The organism is Pseudomonas sp. NFACC46-3, from assembly GCF_900114515.1.
In the GTDB taxonomy this organism is placed as follows: Bacteria; Pseudomonadota; Gammaproteobacteria; order Pseudomonadales; family Pseudomonadaceae; genus Aquipseudomonas; species Aquipseudomonas fluorescens_Q.
Window position 1 is genome coordinate 297,841 of the sequence record NZ_FOTH01000001.1, and the last position, 22,135, is coordinate 319,975.

Annotated in this window: 16 protein-coding genes and 2 pseudogenes; 9 read left to right on the forward strand and 9 right to left on the reverse strand. The window is 61.9% G+C overall.

Features of this window, described 5'->3' with window-relative positions:
* Positions 1-67: 67 nt before the first annotated feature.
* The 3 genes from BM300_RS01220 to BM300_RS01230 all read right to left on the reverse strand — a co-directional run bounded on the left by BM300_RS01220 (position 68) and on the right by BM300_RS01230 (position 4,381).
* Positions 68-1,417 (reverse strand): aminotransferase class III-fold pyridoxal phosphate-dependent enzyme, encoded by a 1,350-nt coding sequence (locus BM300_RS01220; RefSeq protein WP_092461739.1) that lies wholly within the window; start codon positions 1,415-1,417, stop codon positions 68-70.
* 11 nt (positions 1,418-1,428) lie between these two features.
* A complete protein-coding gene (locus BM300_RS01225; RefSeq protein ID WP_092461741.1) occupies positions 1,429-2,850 on the reverse strand; it encodes an aldehyde dehydrogenase family protein in 1,422 nt (473 codons plus the stop codon).
* 82 nt (positions 2,851-2,932) lie between these two features.
* Entirely contained in the window at positions 2,933-4,381 is a 1,449-nt protein-coding gene (locus BM300_RS01230; RefSeq protein WP_092461743.1) for an APC family permease, read from the reverse strand.
* Positions 4,382-4,859: 478 nt separating this feature from the next.
* Here BM300_RS01230 and BM300_RS31570 point away from each other — a divergent pair.
* The 4 genes and pseudogenes from BM300_RS31570 to BM300_RS01245 all read left to right on the forward strand — a co-directional run.
* A pseudogene (locus BM300_RS31570) lies at positions 4,860-6,053 on the forward strand (HAMP domain-containing protein); the annotation flags it as partial.
* Positions 6,054-6,314: 261 nt separating this feature from the next.
* A pseudogene (locus BM300_RS31575) lies at positions 6,315-6,911 on the forward strand (methyl-accepting chemotaxis protein); the annotation flags it as partial.
* Between the two features lie 117 nt (positions 6,912-7,028).
* Positions 7,029-8,198: an efflux RND transporter periplasmic adaptor subunit gene (locus tag BM300_RS01240; RefSeq protein WP_092142078.1), complete on the forward strand. Its 1,170-nt coding sequence runs from the start codon at positions 7,029-7,031 to the stop codon at positions 8,196-8,198.
* Between the two features lie 3 nt (positions 8,199-8,201).
* On the forward strand, positions 8,202-11,297 hold the full coding sequence (locus tag BM300_RS01245; RefSeq protein WP_092461747.1) for an efflux RND transporter permease subunit: 3,096 nt from the start codon (positions 8,202-8,204) through the stop codon (positions 11,295-11,297).
* 110 nt (positions 11,298-11,407) lie between these two features.
* Here the strand turns inward: BM300_RS01245 and BM300_RS01250 are convergent, their stop codons facing one another.
* The 4 genes from BM300_RS01250 to BM300_RS01265 form a co-directional block, all read right to left on the reverse strand.
* Positions 11,408-12,256, reverse strand: a complete 849-nt coding sequence (locus BM300_RS01250) for an ureidoglycolate lyase (protein ID WP_092221787.1) — start codon at positions 12,254-12,256, stop codon at positions 11,408-11,410.
* Between the two features lie 31 nt (positions 12,257-12,287).
* On the reverse strand, positions 12,288-13,028 hold the full coding sequence (locus BM300_RS01255; RefSeq protein ID WP_092461749.1) for an SDR family oxidoreductase: 741 nt from the start codon (positions 13,026-13,028) through the stop codon (positions 12,288-12,290).
* Entirely contained in the window at positions 13,025-14,407 is a 1,383-nt protein-coding gene (locus tag BM300_RS01260; RefSeq protein WP_092461751.1) for an MFS transporter, read from the reverse strand. The genes BM300_RS01255 and BM300_RS01260 overlap by 4 nt, the downstream gene beginning before the upstream one ends.
* Before the next feature lie 354 nt (positions 14,408-14,761).
* On the reverse strand, positions 14,762-15,700 hold the full coding sequence (locus BM300_RS01265) for a LysR family transcriptional regulator (protein ID WP_063321685.1): 939 nt from the start codon (positions 15,698-15,700) through the stop codon (positions 14,762-14,764).
* 113 nt (positions 15,701-15,813) lie between these two features.
* Here BM300_RS01265 and BM300_RS01270 point away from each other — a divergent pair, with 113 nt between their 5' ends.
* The 4 genes from BM300_RS01270 to BM300_RS01285 all read left to right on the forward strand — a co-directional run bounded on the left by BM300_RS01270 (position 15,814) and on the right by BM300_RS01285 (position 19,748).
* Complete coding sequence (locus tag BM300_RS01270; protein WP_092461753.1) at positions 15,814-16,995, forward strand: fumarylacetoacetate hydrolase family protein; 1,182 nt, start codon at positions 15,814-15,816, stop codon at positions 16,993-16,995.
* Between the two features lie 43 nt (positions 16,996-17,038).
* Positions 17,039-18,823, forward strand: coding sequence for an IlvD/Edd family dehydratase (locus BM300_RS01275; RefSeq protein ID WP_092461755.1), 1,785 nt, complete (start codon positions 17,039-17,041; stop codon positions 18,821-18,823).
* A gap of 134 nt (positions 18,824-18,957) precedes the next feature.
* Positions 18,958-19,176, forward strand: a complete 219-nt coding sequence (locus BM300_RS01280; protein ID WP_092142102.1) for a tautomerase family protein — start codon at positions 18,958-18,960, stop codon at positions 19,174-19,176.
* A 101-nt stretch (positions 19,177-19,277) separates the two neighbouring features.
* Complete coding sequence (locus BM300_RS01285; RefSeq protein WP_092461757.1) at positions 19,278-19,748, forward strand: DoxX family protein; 471 nt, start codon at positions 19,278-19,280, stop codon at positions 19,746-19,748.
* A 25-nt stretch (positions 19,749-19,773) separates the two neighbouring features.
* Here the strand turns inward: BM300_RS01285 and BM300_RS01290 are convergent, their stop codons facing one another.
* Complete coding sequence (locus BM300_RS01290; protein WP_092461759.1) at positions 19,774-20,451, reverse strand: TetR/AcrR family transcriptional regulator; 678 nt, start codon at positions 20,449-20,451, stop codon at positions 19,774-19,776.
* 148 nt (positions 20,452-20,599) lie between these two features.
* On the opposite strand from BM300_RS01290, the gene BM300_RS01295 reads away from it, so the two are divergent.
* Entirely contained in the window at positions 20,600-21,481 is an 882-nt protein-coding gene (locus BM300_RS01295) for a 2,4-diacetylphloroglucinol hydrolase (protein WP_092461761.1), read from the forward strand.
* A gap of 18 nt (positions 21,482-21,499) precedes the next feature.
* Here BM300_RS01295 and BM300_RS01300 read toward each other — a convergent pair whose 3' ends face one another.
* Positions 21,500-22,126 carry a TetR/AcrR family transcriptional regulator gene (locus BM300_RS01300; RefSeq protein WP_063321691.1) on the reverse strand — a complete coding sequence of 209 codons (627 nt, stop codon included), beginning with the start codon at positions 22,124-22,126 and terminating at the stop codon, positions 21,500-21,502.
* Positions 22,127-22,135: the final 9 nt, after the last annotated feature.

Genomic DNA, 22,135 nt, shown 5'->3' on the forward strand with positions numbered 1-22,135 from the left:
TGATGCGCCCTTATAGGCTGTTTTTATATGCAGGAGCCGGCACCGCAAGCGGCACCGGCTGGCCGGGCTAACGACAGTCGGCAAGCGCGCTGTCCAGCGCACCGGCCATCATGGCGGCCTCGTCAGAAGTGAGGGTCAGCGGTGGCGACATCACGATTTTGTTGCCTATCGGGCGCATCAATACGCCGGCGCGGCGCGCCTGCTCGGCAATGCGCGAGGCCAGGCCCGTAGCAGGGTCAAGCGGCTCGCGCGTGGCCTTGTCCGCCACCAGGTCCACGGCGATCATCAAGCCCTTGCCGCGCACTTCGCCCACCACCGCATAGCGTTCGGTCAACGGTTGCAGTTGCTCCAGCAACTGGGCACCGACCTTCCCGGCGTTGCCCGGCAAATCCTCGGCCTCGACGATGTCCAGCACCGCCAGGGCCGCCGCACAGGCAGTCGGGTGCCCACTGTAGGTGTAGCCGTGCATGATTACATGGCTGAAGCCAGGGCCGTTCTCGATGGCATCGACCATGCGCTGGTTGAAGACCGTGGCCCCCATGGGGATGTAACCGGCGGTGATGCCCTTGGCCAGGCACAGTACGTCGGGGGCGACACCCCAGCCACGACTGCCGAGCATGCAACCGGTGCGGCCGAAACCCGTCACCACTTCATCGGCGATCAACAAAATGCCGTGGCGGTCGCAGACTTCGCGCAGCCCCTTCCAGTAGTGCGCCGGCGGCACGATCACGCCGCCAGCGCCCTGCACGGGTTCGGCGATCAGCGCGGCAATGGTCTGCGGGCCGAGCAGCGCGATCTGGTCTTCCAACTGACGAATGCAGTGAGCGGTCAGTTCTTCCGGATCGCGGCAGTCCCAGGGGTTGCGGTACAGCCACGGCGTATCGAGCAGATGACAGCCCGCCAGCAGCGGCCCGTGGTTGTAGTGATACACCCCGTTGCCGCCCACGGAGGTGCCGCCCATGTGCACGCCATGGTAACCATTGCGCAATGACAGAAAGCGCGTGCGCCCTGGCTCGCCGCTGGCGATCCAGTATTGGCGGGCCATTTTCAGGGCCGTCTCGACCGCATCGGAACCGCCTGAACTGAACAACACCCGGGCCATGTTTTCCTGGGCGAACATCGACGTCAGCCGCTCAGCCAGGTCGAACACCCGCGGATGAGCGATGCCGTCGAAGGTCTGGTAATAAGCCAGTTCGTCCAACTGCGCGGCAATGGCTGCCTTCACTGAAGCCCGGTTATGGCCCACGTTCACGTTCCACAAGCCGCCGACACCATCGAGCATGCGATGGCCGTCGATGTCGGTGATGTAGTTACCGTCGCCACGGGCGATGATCAACGTCTTGGACCGGTTCGCCGGCGCCGAAGAACTCATCGGGTGCCAGAATTTTTTTTGTGCTGTCTTGTATTGCTCGTACATGGTTGTACTCCTCACTCTGTTTCACGCTTGCGTACGTACAGCAGTTGCTGGCCGGTGAACTCCAGCAACCCTTCAAGGCCGAACTCGACGCCGAACCCGGACATCTTGCTGCCGCCAAACGGCGTATTCGGCTGGATCTGCGCATGGCAGTTGACCCAGGCCATGCCACATTCCAGGCGACTGGCCAGGGCCTGTGCCTGCTCGCTGTCGCGGCCCCAGACCGACCCTCCCAGGCCCATGTCGCCGGCATTGGCGCGGCGCAGGACATCCTCGACATCCTGATAGGCGATCAGGGGCAACACCGGACCGAACTGTTCCTCGTCCACCAGGCGCTGGCCATCGGTCACATCGGCGACCAGCGTCGGCGGATAGAAAAAGCCCGGGCGGTCCAGGCGAGCACCGCCGCACAACACCCGCGCCCCCTGGGCACGGGCATCCGCCACCAGCTCTTCCACCAGCGTCAGCTGTTCGAGGTTCTGCACCGGGCCAAACGTAACCCCCGGCGCCAGGCCGTCACCCACCACCTGACGCCTGGCGATAACGGTCAGGGCCTCGGCAAAGGCCTCGTACTGGGATTGGTGGATATACAAGCGCTTGAGGGCGGCGCAGGTCTGCCCCATGTTCAGGAATGCGGCCTGGAAAATATCTTCGGCAACCGCCTCGACCGACGTGCCTGGCAGCACGATGGCGGCATCGTTGCCGCCCAGCTCCAGCGTCAGGCGCTTGAGGTTGCCGGCAGCGCCGCGCATCACGCTTTGGCCGGTGGCGGTGGAGCCGGTGAAGACAATCTTCTGGATACCGGCGTGGGAGGTGATCGCACTGCCGAATCCTTGTTCACCGGTCACGCTATTGATCACGCCCCGAGGCACGTGGCGAGCGATGATCTCCACCAGGCGCAAAGTGCTCAGGGGGGTCAGGCTCGACGGTTTGCTGATCACGCAGTTGCCGGCCCGCAACGCCGGCATGATGTGCCAGACGGCGATCATGAAGGGCCAGTTCCAGGGCGTGATCGACGCAACGACGCCCAACGGCTTGCGGTGCAGTTCAATGCGCTGGGTTGGGGTTTCTTCCACCAACTCCACAGGGATCTGCTGCTCGGCGGCATAGCGCGTCCAGGCCACCGCGCCCATCACTTCGAAGAACGCCAGTTCCAGCGGCTTGCCCTGCTCCAGGACAATCAGCCGGGCCAACGAATCGGCGTCGAGCTCAATGTCCGCTGCAATGCTCCGCAGGCGCTGGCGGCGATCTTCATGGCTGCTGTATCGCCACTCGACAAAGGCCGACTGTGCCGCTTCGACGGCGAGGTCCAGCTGGGCCAGGGAACCGGCCGCACAGCGGGCGAACACGCTGCCCGTCGCCGGATTGACCACATCGAAGTGGCCGTTTTCGCCGTCGACCCGGGCCCCATTGATGAGCATTTGATAATCGTGCATAGCATCTTCCTTTCACGCGCTGCCGAACCGTCCCGAACGACAGCGCAGTTTTTTGTGTGGTTTGACGTGGTCGCGTGGCGCCCTAGAGCTTGTGGCTGCCCAACGCCATGAACCGCTCGGGCGAGGACTTGCGCAATCGGGCGGCGAGGAACACGCCGACGATCAGCGCGGCGGGAATGACGGCGCAAAGGCCGTAGGACAACAGTTGGCTGGCGCCGGTCAGCACGTCGAAATGAATCACCGCAAGGGCCAGGACCGCCAGCAATGCCAGGCACGAAAAGACCGGAAGAATCCGACCGCGCCAGAGCCCCAGCTTCAGCTCCGGATGAGCGCGAAAATAGACAAACACCGCCGCTGAGGTCAGCGCCATGAGCAGGATCACGCACAGCGTGGCCAGGTTGGAAAACCAAGCGAACAGCTGAAGGATCGGATCGGCGTCCAGCGCGGCGAAGATCAGTACCACCACCGCCGCGATCAGGCTTTGCAGGACCGAGCCCATGTGCGGACTCTGGTGCACGCGATGGGTGGTGCCCAACCGGCTGTGCAGCAAACCGTCACGGCCGATGGCATAGAAGTAACGGGCCGCGGCATTGTGAAACGCCAGCAGCCCGGCGTAGATGCTGACCATGAACAGCACGCGGATGATCTGGGTCAGGTGCGGGCCGACAAAGTGATCAGACATGCCGTAGATGAACGTCGTCGGATCCTGGAGCGCCTGCAGGGTCGGCACGATCTTGTCGGCCCCGACGCCGATCACCATCGCCCAGACCGACAGGGCATAGAAACCACCGATCAACAGCACCGAGCTGTAGGTAGCAATGGGAATCGTACGGTGCGGGTTCCTGGCCTCCTCGCCGTAGATGGTGGTGGCCTCGAAGCCGATGAATGCCGCGAAGCAGAACAGCAAGCCGATGGACGGCGTGCCGCTGAACACATGGCTGCGCTCGAACGAATCGAGATTGATGCCACTGTCACCGCCGGTCTTGAGGATGGCGAAATCCAGCGTCAGGATCGCCAGGTACTCAGCAATGACCACTACCGACAGCACCCGGGCCGACAGGTCGATCTTGCGATAGCCAAGAATCGCGACGCTCGCCATCGCCAGGAGCGAATAGGTCCACCAGGGCAAGTCCAGGCCAAAGACGCTGGCCATCGTGCCACTGACCACGCCGCCGAACATGCCGTAGAGGCCGACCTGGAGAATGTTGTAGGCGAACATCGCCAGCACCCCCGCCGCTCCGCCGGCCAAGCCACCCAGGCCGCGGGAGGTGAAGGCATAGAAACCACCGGCGTTGGTCATGTGGCGGGACATGGCGGTGTAGCCCGCCGAGAACGCCAGTAACACCAACAAGGCCAGGATCAGCAATGCCGGTGTGCCAGCGCCGTTGCCGAGCATGATGCCAATGGGGAAACCGCCGGCGATAACGCTCAAGGGACTCGCCGCCGAAATCACAAAGAAGATGATGAAACCGACACCCAAGGCGCCGCGTTTCAACTCCGTCGAGCTGCTGATCGGGAAAGATACGCTCATTGTTCTTGACCTTATTGTATGAGGCAGTTGTTGCTGGATCGGGGACGGCCAGCTTCGCCGACTTCCAAAAGCTTATTGTTCTGCTTGCACGCTGGATTCGATCCTAGGCCCTTGCCAAAACCCTTCGCTATCCCAAAACGGCAGCATCCAAAGCGCTGCCCCAAAACAGGTCAGTCCAATGCTGTAACGCTGACCATGTCCCTGGACCAAACAACAACCCGTGGCGAGGGAGCTTGCTCCCGCTGGACTGCGCAGCAGGCCCAGAAAAGAGGGGCCGCTTCGCGGCCCAGCGGGAGCAAGCTCCCTCGCCACAGGTTTTGTGTTTTCTTGGCGGAACCGCATTGCCCAATGCCGGCGCACAACGGCTGCCGATTCGGGATAACCGACAGGCGCTTGCTGCCGCAAGATAGCCTCGCCCGTCCTTCAAACAGTGCTGGGCACAGAACAATAAAATTCCCTAAGCGCAGGAAACTTCAGCATGTTTTTCGCTCGTCTCTCTATCCAATGGCGGATCACGCTCTTGAGTGGCCTGTGCCTGCTCGCCGTCGTCGGGGCACTGACCGGCGCTTCCCTGTATCAGAACCAGCAAGGCGCAACGCTGCTCAAGCAGCAGAGCAGTCAACTGCTGGGGCGCTCGGCCCTGGAAGGTTTGCAGGCTCAGGGCCTGGCCCACGGTCAACGGGTGGAACGCTTTTTCAGCGAAACGGCGATCTATGGGGAGGATTTTGCCCAGCAGGTCCTGCAACTGCGCGCCCAAGCGTGGAACGGGCGACTGACGCCAGGGCAACTGCGCCGGGACCTGATCGCCGCAACCCGCCAAGCCCTTCAGAACCGCGAAAAAGTCCTCGGTTTCTACGTGGTGCTGCTTCCCGACGCGCTGGTCGGTGAAGATAGCGGTTTCACTGGCCAACGCGATCTGGCCGGTAATGAAAAAGGTCGCTTTGCCCTATATTGGTCGCAAAGCCAACCCGGCCATTTGGTGCAGGAGGTGCTCAGCGAAGCCCAGATCAGCGCCAACACCGCACCACCGGGTAGCGAGCCGGCCAACGCCTGGTACGTCTGCCCGCAGACCCAGGGACGCACCTGCGTGACAGAGCCCTACGCGATCGAGGTCGAAGGCCAGAAGACCTTGATGAGCAGCATCTCCATACCGTTGCTGGACCAGGGCAACGTCATCGGCGTGGTGGGCATGGACATCAGCCTCGATACCCTCCAGCAACTCGCCGCCAGCCTTGCCAACGACCTGTACCCCGGCCACAGCGAGATCAACATTCTTTCCCCATCAGGGCAAGTCGCCGGCCACAGCGGCACGGTTGACGGCATCTCCATCGACGTCCAGCAAGCCGTGCAAACCGTTCCCGCCAATACGCCCTGGCAATTGCAGATACGCGTGCCTGAGTCGCTTGTGCAAGCGCCGGCCCTGCAAATGCAGGCCCAGTTGGACGACAAGCGTCGCCAGTCCAATTGGTTCAACCTCAGCCTGGGCTTGCTCGCCAGTTGCCTGGGCCTATTGCTTATCTGGCTGACGGCCTACGGCGTCACACGCCCCTTGCTCAGGGTGGCGCACATGCTCGACGCCATTGTCGAGGGCGACGGCGATCTCACCCAACGCCTGCCCAACGACCGCTACGATGAATTGGGCCACCTGGCGAAGGGCTTCAACCGCTTTCTCGACAAATTGCAGCCCATTATCCGCGATATCCAGCAAGCCTCCCTGGACACCCGCGACACCGCCGATACGTCGGCGCAGGTGGCCCGGGAAGTCAGCGCAGGCATGCACACGCAGTACCGGGAAGTCGAGCTGGCCGCGACCGCCCTGCATGAAATGAGCACCAACGCCCAGGAAGTGGCCCGTCACTCCCACCAGGCAGCCGATGCCGCCAGCGTCGCCGAAAACGCCAGCCGATCGGGGCGTGAATTGTTCGCCAATGCGGTCACCAGTATCGACAGCCTGGACCGGCGCCTGGAGACCACGCTTGAACAAGTGCAGGCGCTGGACGGCAACAGTCAACACATCGGCCAGGTGCTGGACGTGATCTGCGCCATTGCCCAGCAGACCAACCTGCTGGCCTTGAATGCCGCCATCGAAGCCGCCAGGGCGGGGGAACAGGGACGCGGCTTCGCGGTGGTGGCTGACGAAGTTCGCCATCTGGCCAGCAACACCCAGAACTCGGTCGAGCAGATACGCACGGTGATCGAGGCGTTGCAACAGTTGAGCCAGGAGGTCGTGCACAGCACTCAACTGAGCCGCGAACAGGCCAGGGACAGCGTCGTTCAAGTCGAAAAGACCCAGGCGGCACTGCGACACATCAGCGACGCCGTGGAAGTGATCGAACACATGAACCAACAGATCGCCAGCGCCGCCCTGGAGCAAAGCGCTGTCGTGGAAGACATCAGCCATCGCGTCAGCGACATTCGCGCAATCAGCGAAACCTTGACCAGCCGCATGGAAGAAGCGTCGCAGGCGAGCCACTCGTTGCATGCCATGGCCAACCATCAACAGCAGTTGGTGGGGCATTTTCGGATCTAGTGGCCCCTGAAACAGACCACTGGGGTGCTTACACAATTTCACAGAGGGCCTACAAAGCTTCACCCCTGCCGTTGGCCTCGATCCCTACCATGGGCGGCTCAATAGTGGGGAAGCACCATGTCCAAGAATCCTTTCATCACACTGGGCCTGCTGGTCGGCGCGCTGCTGCTCAGTGGCTGTGATAGCGCCTCGACCCCAGACGCCTCCTCCCCGCTGGCAAGCGTGCGTATCGAAACCGTTCAGGCCCGGCCACTGTCGATCAGCAACGAGCTGAGTGGCCGGATCGCCGCGCCGCGGGTAGCCGAAGTGCGGGCGCGGGTGGCCGGGGTAGTCTTGCAACAGGTGTTTCGTGAAGGCCACGACGTCAAACAGGGCGAGCTACTGTTTCGCATCGATCCGGCGCCATTCAAGGCCGACCTGGACAGTGCCGAGGCGGCGTTGCGCAAGGCCGAAGCCAATGCGTTCCAGGCCCGTTTGCAGGCACAACGTTACGCCCAGTTGATCGATGACAAAGCGATCAGTGGCCAGGATTACGACAACGCCCGGGCCAGCGTGCGCCAGACCGCCGCCGATGTCGCTGCCAGCAAGGCCGCGGTGGAACGGGCGAAACTGAACCTGGGGTACGCCACGGTGACCGCGCCGATTTCCGGACGTATCGGTCGCGCCCTGGTGACGGAAGGTGCCTTGGTCGGGCAGAACGAAAGCACGCCGTTGGCGTTGATCCAGCAACTGGACCCGATCCACGCCGACCTCACGCAATCGACCCGCGAACTCAACGACCTGCGCCGCGCCTTTCGCGCAGGGCTCTTGCAAGCGGTCGGCCAGGACCAGGCCAAGGCCACGTTGATTCAGGACGATGGCAGCCCCTATCCGCTGCCCGGCAAATTGCTGTTCACCGACCTCAGCGTCGACCCGAGCACCGGCCAGATCACCCTGCGCAGCGAATTCCCCAACCCCGACCTGGACCTGCTGCCCGGCAGCTTCATCCGCGTGCGCCTGGAACAGGCGGTCAACAGCCAGGGCATCACTGTGCCGCAACGGGCCGTCCTGCGAGACAGCGCCGGGGTTGCCCAGGTGCTGATGCTGGACGCCGAACAGAAGGTCAGCCAGCAACCTGTGCAACTGGGCGCCGCGCAAAACGATCGCTGGGTCGTCACGCAAGGTTTGAAACCCGGCGACCGCATCGTCATCGAAGGCCTGCAACACGCCCGTCCCGGTGAGCAGGTCCAGGTCGATGACACCCCACTTCCCCTCGCCCAGGTTCCCGGGCCACAGGCAGGACACTAAGCCATGCCGCAGTTCTTCATCGACCGTCCGGTGTTCGCTTGGGTGGTCGCGCTGTTCATCCTGTTGGCCGGTATCCTGGCCATCCCGCAACTGCCGGTGGCGCAATACCCGGTCGTGGCCCCGCCCCAAATCGAGATCTACACCGTCTACCCGGGTGCCTCGGCGCAAACCGTGGACGAAAGCGTGGTCAGCCTGATCGAGGAAGAACTCAACGGCGCCGACAACCTGCTGTATTTCGAGTCCCAGAGCAGCCTGGGTAGCGCCACCATCACCGCGACCTTCCAACCCGGCACCAACCCGGAACTGGCCCAGGTCGATGTGCAGAACCGCCTCAAGGCCGTGGAGTCGCGCCTGCCGCAAGCGGTGACCCAGCAAGGCTTGCAAGTGGACAAAGTCTCCGCTGGCTTCCTGCTGCTGATCACCCTCACCTCCAGCGACGGCAAGCTCGACGACGTAGCTCTGAGCGACTACCTGGCGCGCAACGTGATGAACGAGATCAAGCGCCTGGACGGTGTCGGCAAAGCCCAGTTGTACGGGGCCGAACGGGCCATGCGGATCTGGATCGACCCGCAGAAACTGGTGGGTTTCAACCTGACTCCGGCCGACGTCAACGCAGCCATCGTGGCGCAGAACGCCCAGGTATCGGCCGGTAGCCTGGGCGATTTGCCGAGCCGCCACACCCAGGAAATCACCGCGACCATCGTCGTCAAAGGCCAGCTCAACACACCGCAAGAGTTCGCCGACATAGTGCTCAAGGCCAACCCCGATGGCTCGACGGTGCGCATCGCCGACGTGGCACGGGTAGAAATCGGCAGCCAGGAATACCAGTTTTCCACGCGCCTGAACGGCAAGCCGTCCACTGCCGTGGCCGTGCAACTGTCTCCGGGCGCCAACGCCTTGAACACCGCGACCCTGGTGCGCAACAAGATGGACGAGCTGTCGCGCTACTTCCCGGCCGGCGTGGAATACAAGATTCCCTACGACACGTCGCCGTTCGTCAAGGTCTCGATCACCAAGGTGATCTACACCCTCGGCGAGGCGATGTTGCTGGTGTTCGCGGTGATGTTCCTGTTCCTGCAGAACATCCGCTACACCCTGATCCCGACCTTGGTGGTGCCGGTGGCGCTGATGGGCACCTTCGCGACGATGCTCGCGCTGGGGTTTTCGATCAATGTGCTGACCATGTTCGGCATGGTGCTGGCCATCGGCATCCTGGTGGACGACGCCATCGTCGTCGTGGAGAACGTCGAGCGGATCATGGCCCGGGAAGGCTTGTCGCCCAAGGAGGCCACACGCAAGGCCATGGGGCAGATCACCGGGGCGATCATCGGCATCACCCTGGTGCTGGTGGCGGTGTTCATTCCGATGGCGTTCATGCAGGGCTCGGTGGGGGTGATCTACCAGCAGTTCTCGCTGTCGATGGCGACATCGATCCTGTTCTCGGCCTTTCTCGCCCTGACCTTGACCCCGGCGCTTTGCGCGACCTTGCTCAAACCGATCGCCAAAGGTGATCACCACGCCAAGACTGGATTCTTCGGCATGTTCAACCGTGGTTTCGACCGATTCGGCGAGCGCTATCAAGGTTGGGTGGCCTATGCGGTAAAACGCAGCGGCCGTTATCTGCTGATCTACGGCGTGTTGCTGGTGGGCATGGGCGTGCTGTTCAGCCGCCTGCCCTCCTCGTTCCTGCCGGTGGAAGACCAGGGCTACACCATCACCGACATCCAGCTGCCACCGGGTGCCAGCAAGAATCGTACGGTGCAGGTGGTGGAGCAGATCGAAGCCCACAACGCCGGCGAACCGGGGGTCGGTGACAGCACGATCATTCTCGGTTTCAGCTTTTCCGGCAGCGGCCAGAATGCGGCCCTGGCCTTCACCACCCTCAAGGACTGGTCGCAACGCGGCGCCGAGGATTCGGCGGCGTCGATTGCCGACCGCGCCAACCTGGCCCTAGGTCAAATCAAGGATGCCATGGCGTTCTCGGTGCTGCCGCCGCCGGTGGATGGCCTGGGCACTTCCAGCGGTTTCGAGTTCCGTTTGCAGGACCGTGGTGGCCTCGGCCATGCCACCTTGATGCAGGCCCGCAGCGAATTGCTCGCCGCCGCCGACAAAAGCCCGATGCTGATGAATGTGCGTGAAAGCGCCCTGGCGGAGGCGCCGCAGGTGCAATTGGAAGTCGACCGCGAGCAGGCCAATGCCCTGGGCATTTCCTTTGCCGACGTCGGCAGCGTGTTGTCCACGGCAGTGGGTTCGGCCTACATCAACGACTTTCCCAACCAGGGGCGGATGCAGCGGGTGGTGGTCCAAGCCGAGGGCGACCAGCGCAGCCAGGTCGAGGATCTGCTGAAAATCCACGTGCGCAACAACAGCGGGAAAATGGTCCCGTTGTCGGCATTCGTCCAGGCCCACTGGACCCAGGGGCCGGCGCAATTGACCCGCTATAACGGTTATCCGGCGGTGAGCATTTCCGGCGAACCGGCACCGGGCTACAGCACCGGACAAGCCATGGCCGAAATCGAACGGCTGGTGGCCCTGGGGCCGACGGGCCTGGGCCAGGAATGGACCGGGTTGTCCTTGCAGGAACGCCTGTCCGGCAGCCAGGCACCCATTCTGTTGGGCCTGTCGCTGCTGGTAGTGTTCCTGTGCCTGGCGGCGCTGTACGAGAGCTGGTCGATCCCGACCTCGGTGTTGCTGGTGGTGCCACTGGGTGTGCTCGGCGCGGTATTGGCCGTGTCGTTGCGCGGCATGCCTAACGATGTGTTTTTCAAGATCGGGCTGATCACCATCATCGGTCTGTCGGCGAAAAACGCGATCCTGATCATCGAGTTCGCCAAGAGCCTGTACGACGAAGGTCACGACCTGATCGACGCCACGCTACAGGCTGCACGCCTGCGCCTGCGGCCGATCATCATGACCTCGCTGGCCTTCATCCTTGGGGTGGTCCCGCTGGCGATTGCCACGGGCGCCAGCTCGGCGAGCCAGCAGGCCATCGGTACCGGAGTGATCGGCGGGATGATCACCGCCACACTGGCGGTGGTGTTCGTGCCGGTGTTTTTTGTGGTGGTGATGAAGCGTGTCAGGCGTGTTGAACCCAAGTGAGGCCAGGCCGGAGCACCGCTATCGCGAGCAAGCTTGCTCCCACATTGGGTCTACAGCGGACACCATATCCGCGTGCATCCGGAATCGTTCTGTGGGAGCGGGCCCAGCCCTCAGTCCGCCTGCACCGTGACCTGGCGCTGTTCGCCCAGGCCCTGGATCCCCAGGCGCATGGTCTGGCCCGGCCGCAGGAACACCGGGTTGGGCTTGATGCCCAAGCCGACGCCGGGCGGCGTGCCGGTGGAGATCACATCCCCTGGTTGCAGGCTCATGCACCGGCTCAGATAGGCAATCAGTTGCGGCACGCTGAAGATCAGCGTACGGGTATTGCCGTTCTGATAGCGGTGTCCGTCGACCTCCAGCCATAGGTCCAGCGTATGCGGGTCGGCGATTTCGTCCCGCGTCACCAGCCACGGCCCAAGGGGGCCGAAGGTGTCGAAGCCCTTGCCCTTGTCCCAGGTGCCGCCGCGCTCCAGTTGCCATTCGCGCTCGGACACATCGTTGATGACGCAGTAGCCGGCGACATGCTCCATGGCATTGGCTTCGTCGATGTAGCGCCCGCCTTTACCGATGACCACGCCCAGCTCGACTTCCCAATCGGTCTTGAGCGAGCCGCGCGGGATCTGGATGTCGTCGTTCGGCCCGCAGATGGCACTGGTCCATTTGTTGAAGATGATCGGCTCTTTCGGCACCTCCATGTTCGACTCGGCCGCATGGTCGGCGTAGTTCAGGCCGACGCAGATGAATTTGCCGACCTGCCCGACACAGGCACCGATGCGCGGCTGGCCGGCCACGAGCGGCAGGCTGCGCGGGTCGAGGGTGGCGAGCGCTGCCAGGCTGTCCGGGCCGAGGGCCTGCCCGGCGATATCCGGCACATGGGCCGAGAGGTCACGGATCTGATTGTCGGCATCCAACAGCCCGGGTTTTTCCGAACCTTTTTCGCCGTAGCGCAATAGTTTCATGTCGTGCTCCTGCTCAAGTGAAGACCGGGGTTCAGATGCTCATGCCACCGTCGATGATGTGGATGGCACCCGTGGTGTAGGCGGACGCATCGCTGCCCAGGTACAACGCCAACTGCGCGATCTCTTCAGTGTGGCCGATGCGGCCCATGGGCTGGCGGTCGAGAAATTGCCGGTAGACCTGCGCCTCATCCACGCCCTGCTGCGCGGCCTGGTCAGCGATGCGCTGACGCAACGAGGGTGAATCCACGGTGCCTGGGCAGATCGCGTTGCAGCGGATGCCCTGGCTGACGAAGTCGATGGCGACGGCCTTGGTCAGGCCCACGACTGCGGCCTTGCTGGTGGCATAGGCGAAGCGATTGGGCACGCCCTTGACGCTGGAGGCCACCGAAGACATGTTGATGATCGAACCGCCGCCACGGGCCAGCATGCCCGGCAGGAACGCATGGATCATCCGGTACATGGCCGTGACATTGAGGTCCATCGAACGTGCCCAGGCCGCTTCATCGCATTGCAGTATGTTGCCGCTGTGCACGTAGCCTGCGCAGTTGAACAACACGTCGAGCCCACCGATGCGTTCACAGGCGGCGCTGATGGCAGAGGGCGACGTGACGTCCAGGGGCATGGCGGTGATCCCTTCGATCCCCGCCAGTGCCTGGATATCGATGTCAGTGGCGAACACCTCGGCACCGGCCCGGGCGAAGGCAACGGCGCTGGCCAAGCCAATGCCCTGCCCCGCTGCCGTGACCAGTGCGCGCTTGTTTTGTAGGTTCATGCGGTCTCCAGTTGCGCTGCCGTGGTGGCGTGCTTGGGTGTCCTGCCGAGCATCGAGGCGGGAATGGCCAGGATCAGTCCACCACTGACCAAAAGACACAAGGCCAGTACATAGGTGCCGTTGTTGATGTTGCCCGTGAGGGTTTCCGCCACCGCGGTGATCATCGAACCGGTGAAGCCCGACAGGTTGCCGATGGCGTTGATCATGCCAATGCCGGCTGCGGCGGCGACGCCCGACAGCACGGTGCCCGGCAGGGTCCAGAAAATCGGCATCAGGCTGAGAATCCCGGAAGCGGAAACACTGAGAAAGAGCACGGACAACACCAGGTTGTCGGCGAAGAACGCACTGAGGATCAGGCCGGCTCCGCCAATGAACGCCGGGATCGCCGCGTGCAGGCGCCGCTCGCCGGTGCGGTTGGAGTGCCGGGCGTTGAGTAGCATCGCCACCACTGCCACCGAGTAAGGAATGGCGGTCAGCAAACCGATGTGCAAGCTGTTGGTGATACCGGTGCTCTTGATGATCGACGGCATCCAGAACGCCAGGCCATAGAAGCCGGTGTTGAAGGTCAGCAGGATCAACACCAGCAACCACACCCGAGGATTGAAGAACACTTCACTCAAGCGCGTGGCCTTGCCCTGGTTGTCGGTTTGCAGGTTGGCCTTGAGCAGGGCTTTTTCCGCGACAGACAGCCATTTGGCTTTGTCGATGTTGTCGGCCAGGCAGACGATCACCACGAACGCCATGATGATCGAAGGAATGCCTTCGATCAGCAACATCCATTGCCAGCCAGACAGGCCATGCACCCCTTGCATGCTGTTCATCAGCCAACCGGAAAGTATCCCGCCCAGGGTCAGACTGACCGGCAACGCCAGCAGGAACCCGGACATCACCCGGCTCTGCCGATGGGTCGGGAACCAGTAGTTGAGGTACAGGATCACGCCGGGGAAAAAGCCCGCTTCGCAGATGCCCAACAGGAAGCGCAGCACGTAGAACATGCTGCTCGATTCGATGTGGAAGAAGCCTGCCAGCGGCACGGTGTAGGCCACGGCCATGGAGATCACCGCCCAGGACAGCATGATCCGGGCAATCCAGAACCGCGCGCCAAAGCGATGCAGCAACAGGTTGCTGGGGACTTCGAAGAGGAAATAGCCCCAGAAAAACATACTGGCGCCCAAGGCATACACCGTGTTGCTGAACTGCAGCTCGTTGAGCATGTCGAGCTTGGCGAACCCGATGTTCACCCGATCGAGGTACGCCGCCATGTAGCACAACAGCAACACGGGCAGGATCCGCCAGACCACCTTGCGGTAGGTCCGGTCTTCGAAATCCAATTCGCAGGCGGGAGCCTGCGCGGGCAACTGCTCGGAGATGGTTTGCATGAGGTAACCCCTGATTGTTTTTATTGGGTCACGTCGAATGAGCGAATCATCCGGCGATTGAACGAGGACTCTACTGTCGGGGATCGATTCTTTCCCAATGGCATTTTTGGATTAGTCGATAACCGCCCGTTATCAAGGTTCTAGAAATCCGGACGAGGATTTAAGTCAAGGCGCATGACTTGTGGCGAGGGGATTTATCCCCGCTGGGCTGCGCAGCAGCCCCAAAAAGCTCAACGTGAAATCAACCTGACAGAAGGCGGGGCCGAGTTTAGGACTGCTGCGCAGTCCAACGGGAATAAATCCCCTCGCCACAGGCTAACCATGTCCCCGGACCAAACAGTTTCGATTGCGTCTTCAAATCATCTGGCGGGCGTTGTCCTTGAGAATCTCGGCGAACTCCAGCGCCGCGCCTACCAACGGCTCATCCTTGCGCGTGAGAATGCCGTAGTCCTGCGGCACCAGGTGCAGCGGGGTGTCGAGGGTCTTGAGCTGGCCGCTTTCGAGCAGCGGATCGACCATCGCATGGGGCAGCATGCCGATCATGGGCCCGCGTTGCAGCACCTGGAGGAAGGTCTGCATGGAAATGGTGTCGATGGTGTTGCGCGGCATTCCCACCCCGGCCTCGGCGAACGCCAGCTCCATGCGTGCGCGAATCGGCGTGCCGACCGGGTAGAGAATCCATGGCAAGTCCACCAACTGCTGCAAGGAGACCGGGCCCGCGCCGGCCAACGGATGGCGATAGTTGACCACGATGCAGAACGGCTCCGGGGCCAACGGCTGGAAGTCATAGCGCTGCTGCTGGCTTTGATCGGTAAAACGGGCCACCGCCAGGTCGAGCGTCTTCTCTTCAAGCATCTCCATCAGGTGGTTACTGGTCTGCTCCACCACTTCAATCGACAGCAACGGCCAGCGCTGCTTGATCTGCAAGATCGCCTCGGGCAAAGCCACCGCAGTGGCGGCAAAGATCCCGCCGACCTTGAGAAAGCCGTGACCACCCTCGCGCAAGCTGCTGATTTGCTCGACGAACGAGCGCGCATCATTCAAGGCAATCTGCGCATACCGCAGTACGTGTTCGCCCAAAGCTGTAGGCGGCATGCTCCGTGGCAGCCGTTCGAACAGCGCAAAGCCGAGCAGGCTTTCGATTTCCTTGAGCATCTTGCTGATGGCCGGCTGGCTGAGGTTCATCTGCTGCGCCGCCAGGTGCATGTTGCGGGTGCGCCCCAAGGTGTCGATCAGCAGCAAGTGGCGGAATTTGAGCCAGCCACAGAAGCTGGAGAAGGACAGATCTGACATGGCTATTCCTCAGGCCGGCGATAACCCGACGTTATCAAATACTGAATATATCTCATTGGAGTTTATCGAGCGGCCACCCTAGCGTGAAGGCTTTACGAACAGGAAGACTTGCCATGTCGCTACTGCTTACTCCCGAGAATACCCTGCCGGTCGATGGTATGGCCGGAACCCTGATTGGTCGTGCCTGGGTGCCGGGCCGAATCGCCGGGCCTTCGCCCATTGCGTTGCGCAGCGACGGTGTATTCGATCTCTCGGATCGTTTTGCGACATTGAGTGATCTGCTGGAAACAGAATCGCCGCTGGCCGCCGTGCGACAGACGCCCGGCACCTTCATCGCCAGTGTCGAAGCCCTGCTGGCCAACACCGGCCCTGATGCCGACCCGAGCAAACCGTCGCTGTTGCCGCCACTGGACTTGCAAGTGATCAAGGCCGCCGGCGTGACCTTCGCCGCCAGCATGATCGAGCGTGTGATCGAGGAACAGGCCGGCGGCGATGCAGCGAAGGCCGAAGCCGTACGCGCCACCGTCCGCAGCGTGATCGGCGACAACCTGCGCACGATCGTGCCGGGCTCCGAGCAAGCCATGCGCCTCAAAGCGTTGCTTATCGAACAGGGCATGTGGTCGCAGTACCTGGAGGTCGGCATCGGCCCGGATGCGGAGATCTTCACTAAGGCACCGGTCCTGGCCGCCGTGGGCAGCGGCAGCCGCATCGGTATTCACCCCGGCTCGCACTGGAACAACCCGGAGCCCGAAGTGGTGCTGGCCGTGAACAGCCGGGGCCAGATCCTCGGCGCCAGCCTGGGCAACGACGTCAACCTGCGGGATTTCGAAGGCCGCAGCGCACTGTTGCTGAGCAAGGCCAAGGACAACAACGCCTCCTGCGCCATCGGGCCGTTCATTCGCCTGTTTGACGAACACTTCAGCCTGGATGATGTCAGGGAGTGCGTGGTCGATCTTCAGGTACACGGCGAGGATGGCTACCGCCTGCACGGCTCCAGCTCCATGAACCAGATCAGCCGCGACCCGCAGGACCTGGCAGGCCAGACACTCAACGCCAATCACCAATACCCGGATGGTTTTGTGCTGTTTCTCGGTACCCTGTTCGCCCCCACCGAAGACCGCGATCATGCCGGCAGCGGTTTCACCCACAAACGCGGTGATGTGGTCAGCATCAGCAGTCCGTTGCTCGGAAGCCTGCATAACCAGGTGACCCACAGCTGCGACGCCGCCCCCTGGACCTTTGGTGTCAGCGCCTTGCTGCGTAACCTTGCCGCCCGAGGACTGCTGGACCGCTAAAACGCCGTGACCGATTCATCCAATTACAAGAGAGAAATGAATCATGAGTGACACGCCAAAACACCGCCTGCGCAGCGAACAATGGTTCAATGACCCGGCTCACGCGGACATGACCGCCCTGTATGTCGAACGCTACATGAACTACGGCATGACCCGCGAAGAACTGCAGTCGGGACGCCCGATCATCGGCATCGCCCAGACCGGCAGCGACCTGACCCCCTGCAACCGTCATCACTTGGAACTGGCCCAACGGGTCAAGGCCGGTATCCGTGATGCCGGCGGCATTCCCATGGAATTCCCGGTGCACCCGATCGCCGAACAGTCGCGTCGCCCCACCGCCGCACTGGACCGCAACCTGGCGTACCTGGGGCTGGTGGAGATTCTTCACGGTTACCCATTGGACGGCGTGGTGCTCACCACCGGCTGCGACAAGACCACCCCGGCCTGCCTGATGGCCGCGGCGACCACCGACCTGCCGGCCATTGTCCTGTCCGGCGGGCCAATGCTCGACGGCCACCACAAGGGCGAACTGATCGGCTCCGGCACCGTACTCTGGCATGCACGCAACCTGATGGCCGCCGGCGAGATCGACTACGAAGGCTTCATGGAAATGACCACTGCGGCATCGCCGTCGGTGGGTCACTGCAATACCATGGGCACCGCCTTGTCGATGAACGCCCTGGCCGAAGCCCTGGGCATGTCGCTGCCCGGTTGCGCGAGCATTCCGGCGCCCTATCGCGAGCGCGGGCAAATGGCTTATGCCACCGGCAAGCGCATCTGCGACCTGGTGCGGCAAGACATACGCCCCTCACAGATCATGACCCGCCAGGCCTTCGAGAACGCCATCGCCGTCGCCTCGGCACTCGGCGCTTCGAGCAACTGCCCGCCGCACTTGATCGCCATCGCCCGGCACATGGGCGTCGAGCTGAGCCTGGAGGACTGGCAACGGATTGGCGAGGACGTGCCGCTGCTGGTCAATTGCATGCCGGCGGGCAAGTACCTGGGCGAGGGTTTCCATCGGGCCGGAGGCGTGCCCTCGGTCATGCATGAACTGCAAAAAGCCGGGCGCCTGCATGAAGACTGCGCCACGGTCAGCGGCAAGACCATCGGTGAAATCGTCAGCAACAGCCTGACCAGCAACACCGATGTGATCCATCCCTTCGACACCCCGCTCAAGCACCGGGCCGGCTTCATCGTGCTCAGCGGCAACTTCTTCGACAGCGCGATCATGAAGATGTCGGTGGTGGGCGAGGCGTTTCGCAAGACCTACCTGTCCGAGCCCGGCGCCGAGAATAGCTTTGAAGCCCGGGCCATCGTATTCGAAGGACCGGAGGACTATCACGCGCGGATCGACGACCCGGCGCTGGACATCGACGAGCGCTGCATCCTGGTGGTCCGTGGCGTTGGCACCGTAGGCTACCCCGGCAGCGCCGAAGTGGTGAACATGGCCCCGCCGGCGGCGCTGATCAAGCAAGGCATCGACTCCCTGCCCTGCCTCGGCGATGGACGTCAGAGCGGCACTTCGGCGAGCCCGTCGATCCTCAACATGTCCCCGGAAGCGGCCGTGGGCGGAGGCCTGGCGTTGCTGAAAACCAACGACCGGCTGAAAGTGGACCTGAACACACGCACCGTGAACCTGCTGATCGACGACGCCGAGATGGCCCAACGCCGCCGCGAATGGACGCCGAATATCCCACCCTCGCAAACACCTTGGCAGGAGCTGTACCGGCAACTGGTGGGACAGCTTTCCACAGGGGGCTGCCTGGAGCCGGCGACGTTGCATCTGCGCGTGATTGCCCGCAGTGGTGAACCGCGTCACTCGCACTGAGCCGAGCGGCCGATTGTTCACGCACGTTGAATGCTGATGACAATCCAGAGGGATTTATTCCATGGACCTGAAGGGGAAAGATGCGCTTGGGTTGTTGACCCTACCGAATCTTTCCTACACCACGGAGTCGATCCATGCCATTTGCCAACTACAAATTCCCCGAAGGAATCCTGGACCACGTCCGCAAAGAAGAGATCATCCATCGCACCACAGAGATGTTCGTCGAGTACTTCGGCGAGGGCGTTCGTCCGTTCACCATGGTCCTTGTCGAAGAGGTTGCAGACGGCGGATGGGGGCGCGCCGATGAAACGCTGACGCTGGCGAAGATGGGCCTGCCCGCCAAAGGGCAATAGCGCCCAGGGAGTATTCGCAGAGGTATCGCCCCTTGCACAATGCAGGGGTCGTTATCGAATTCATGCGTCAGCGTTTCAAGCAACCCTGCCAGGGATTCCCCATGACCACTCAAGTCTTATCGTCGCTGCGCCACGTGTTAGCCGCTGCGACTGAACGAGTCGCCCGCGTCGAAGCGCTCCTGTATACCTTGCTGCGGATCATCTTCGCCGGGGTCCTGCTGACCCACGGTTTGCCAAAGGTTCTGCGCATTTCCCACGGTTCGATGGCGGATCCAATGGCCGCCTCGATCAACCTCATCCAGAACGTGATGGGGCTGCCTTTCGCGGCACAGCTTGCCTTCCTGGTCATGCTGCTGGAGACGGTCGGCGCGCTCATGTTGGCGATAGGGCTCGGCACCCGACTCGTCGCCCTGCTGATCGCCATTGAGATGGTTGCGATCAGCTATGCGCTGGGGCCGACATGGCCCTGGATAGATCGAGGCATCGAGTTTCCTGTGCTGATGGGGTTTCTTGCCCTCTACATCGTCGCGCGCGGCGGCGGTGCCTACTCATTGGACTCGCGCCAACGGTAGCCCCCCCATAACCATGGACCCCGCGTCAGTTTGCAGCGTCGTGCGCAGTCGCGGCCACTGCCTGGAGCCCACCAAGGGCATAGCTCATCATGTGGTCGATCAAACCCTGCGGCTCGAGACTCAACCCTTGCAGCACATGCTGCTTTAACGGCTGATGGGCTATAAGCAAGAAAAGACAGGGGGCGAAGACACTGATGGCGCTGCGCAACGTTGTCGGGTGATCCGCTGGCAAGTTCATGATTTGCCCAAGCAAGCCACGCAGAATGTGCGCCTTGGGAAACGACTGCTCCTTGAGTACCACCTCAAACTCGGTAGAAGGCGAAAGCACTTCGCGCGTGAGCACTTTCAGCGCCCAGCCATCCGGATGGTCGTGCAGGCGCTCGACCAACACGGTGATGAGGGCACGTAATTTGTCTTGCGGCGAGCCGGGCCGCTCGTTAAGCGAAACCAGAGTTTCCATCCGCACCAACCGAGCGTGGGCTTCGAGCAATACCGCGCGGTACAGGCCCTCTTTGTTTACGAAGTGATAATTCACCGCCGCACTGTTGGCTTGCGAACGTTCGCAAATCTGCTTGCTGGTGGTGTTGGCCAATCCCTGTTCGGCAAACAATTCACCCGCTTTTTCCAGAATCTGCAGCCGCGTTGCCTGCCCATCGAGCCGCGAAGCACGAGGCAGGGAAGGCTTGCCAATGGCATTGTCCATGAGCTCATCTCTTTATAGTTCTAATTCAAATTTGACTTTTTATTTCAGCCTACCTATTTTGGTCCCGTCATTGTCCCTTTACAACACCGCGCGAGGACTTCGCAGCCGATGCTCCGGGCTTTTCGCGCACTATCAAGGAAATACCGTCATGGAAGCGCGCGTAATGACACCTTTCACCTACTTCTCATTGCCAATGCAGAAGCAGTTCCTGGCCAATCAGCAGGCCATCCAAGGCAAACCCTACGCCGACTTTTTCCGCTCGAAGATCAGCGTGCCGCTCAGTGCCGTCGAAAAAATACAGCAAGGCCCCATGCCCTTGGCTGACGCCTTGACGCCCAGCGTTGAAGACCTTAACCGCATGCTCGCCGCTGATTTCATCAGCGAAGAGGCCGGATACGCCCTGCTGCCAGGGCCGATGGCCTATGTGCAAAGTCGCAAGTTTTTTCCCAACTGCACCGCGCAGATGCTCAAGTGGTGGTTCATGTGGCATCCACTGGAGGCTGAACGCTACACCCTGTGGTTTCCTTATGCCCACGTGGAAAACCCCTGCGTTCATCACGAGCGCCTCCTGGACGATACCCTGACCTTCGAGGAGCGCTTGTATGGCAATACCTTTTGCGCCTCAGAGTACGTCGGTGACCGCCTCATGCACCTGCACATTGATTTCAGGGCCCCCTGCGAACTGGGCTTCTGTCCGGATCTTTACCGCGAATCCAAAATAGACGGCAGTGTCAGCGCCTTGATGAGCCTGGCCCACGAACCGCAAGTACCGGTGTCGCTGATGGCGCACTTGTTCAAGGAATGCCCGGAGGGTTTGTACCTGACGAGCCGTTACTGGGTCGGCAGCCACCCCGCCATGCAGCGTTTTCCAGGCGCCGAGCGCGCCGCCCAGCTACTGGAAGAAAACGGCCTGGGAGAAGTGGAGCTGGAAACCCTGGCTTATGAATTTGCGGTGCATGACTTGTGTGAGTTCAACCACCTGGCCAGCATCCTGCCGAGCCTTCATGCACGATTCAGCGGCGCGAAATAAGCCCAACCCCACCGATAATCAGGCTTCGGCGGCGTCTTGAACCGCCGCCGAAGTCGGGCGCAGTACCCCGTTCATCAGCAGTGTCGTGAACTCATTGATATCTGCCTCCACCTCCAACTGCTCGGTCAACAGCCGGTACCAGCAAAACCCAAAGATCATGTCCAAGAGCAATTCACGCGATGTATCCTTGGGCAACTCGCCCTGCTGAATAGCTTTTTCCACCAGCTTGCGAGGCAACTCCCTACGCCGCTCCATGAACTCGTCTTTCAGCTTGGGCAGCGTGCTGGGATCGAGCTGGGCCTCAGCAATGACGCATCGAAAAGCCTCCCCGCAAATCGTTTCTCGCCAGACCTTCCAGAGATTGAGCAGCAAGAAATTGAGGTTCTCCTTGAAAGTGCCTTTATCAGGCTCCTTGCGAATCTGCTCGCTTTCACTCTCGTAGACCTCGGCGATCAAGGCCGCCTTGTTACCCCACCACCGGTAGATTGTCGGTTTGCTCGCGCCAGCGCGGCGGGCCACCGCCTCGATGCTCAACCCCGAGTAACCGCACTCTTTAAGTGTTTCTATGGCAGAAATGATGATCGCTTTGTGCGTGTGAGGGCTCCTCAATGAGCCAATGGAGCTCCGAGATGGTTTACGGGCCATAAATCAAAA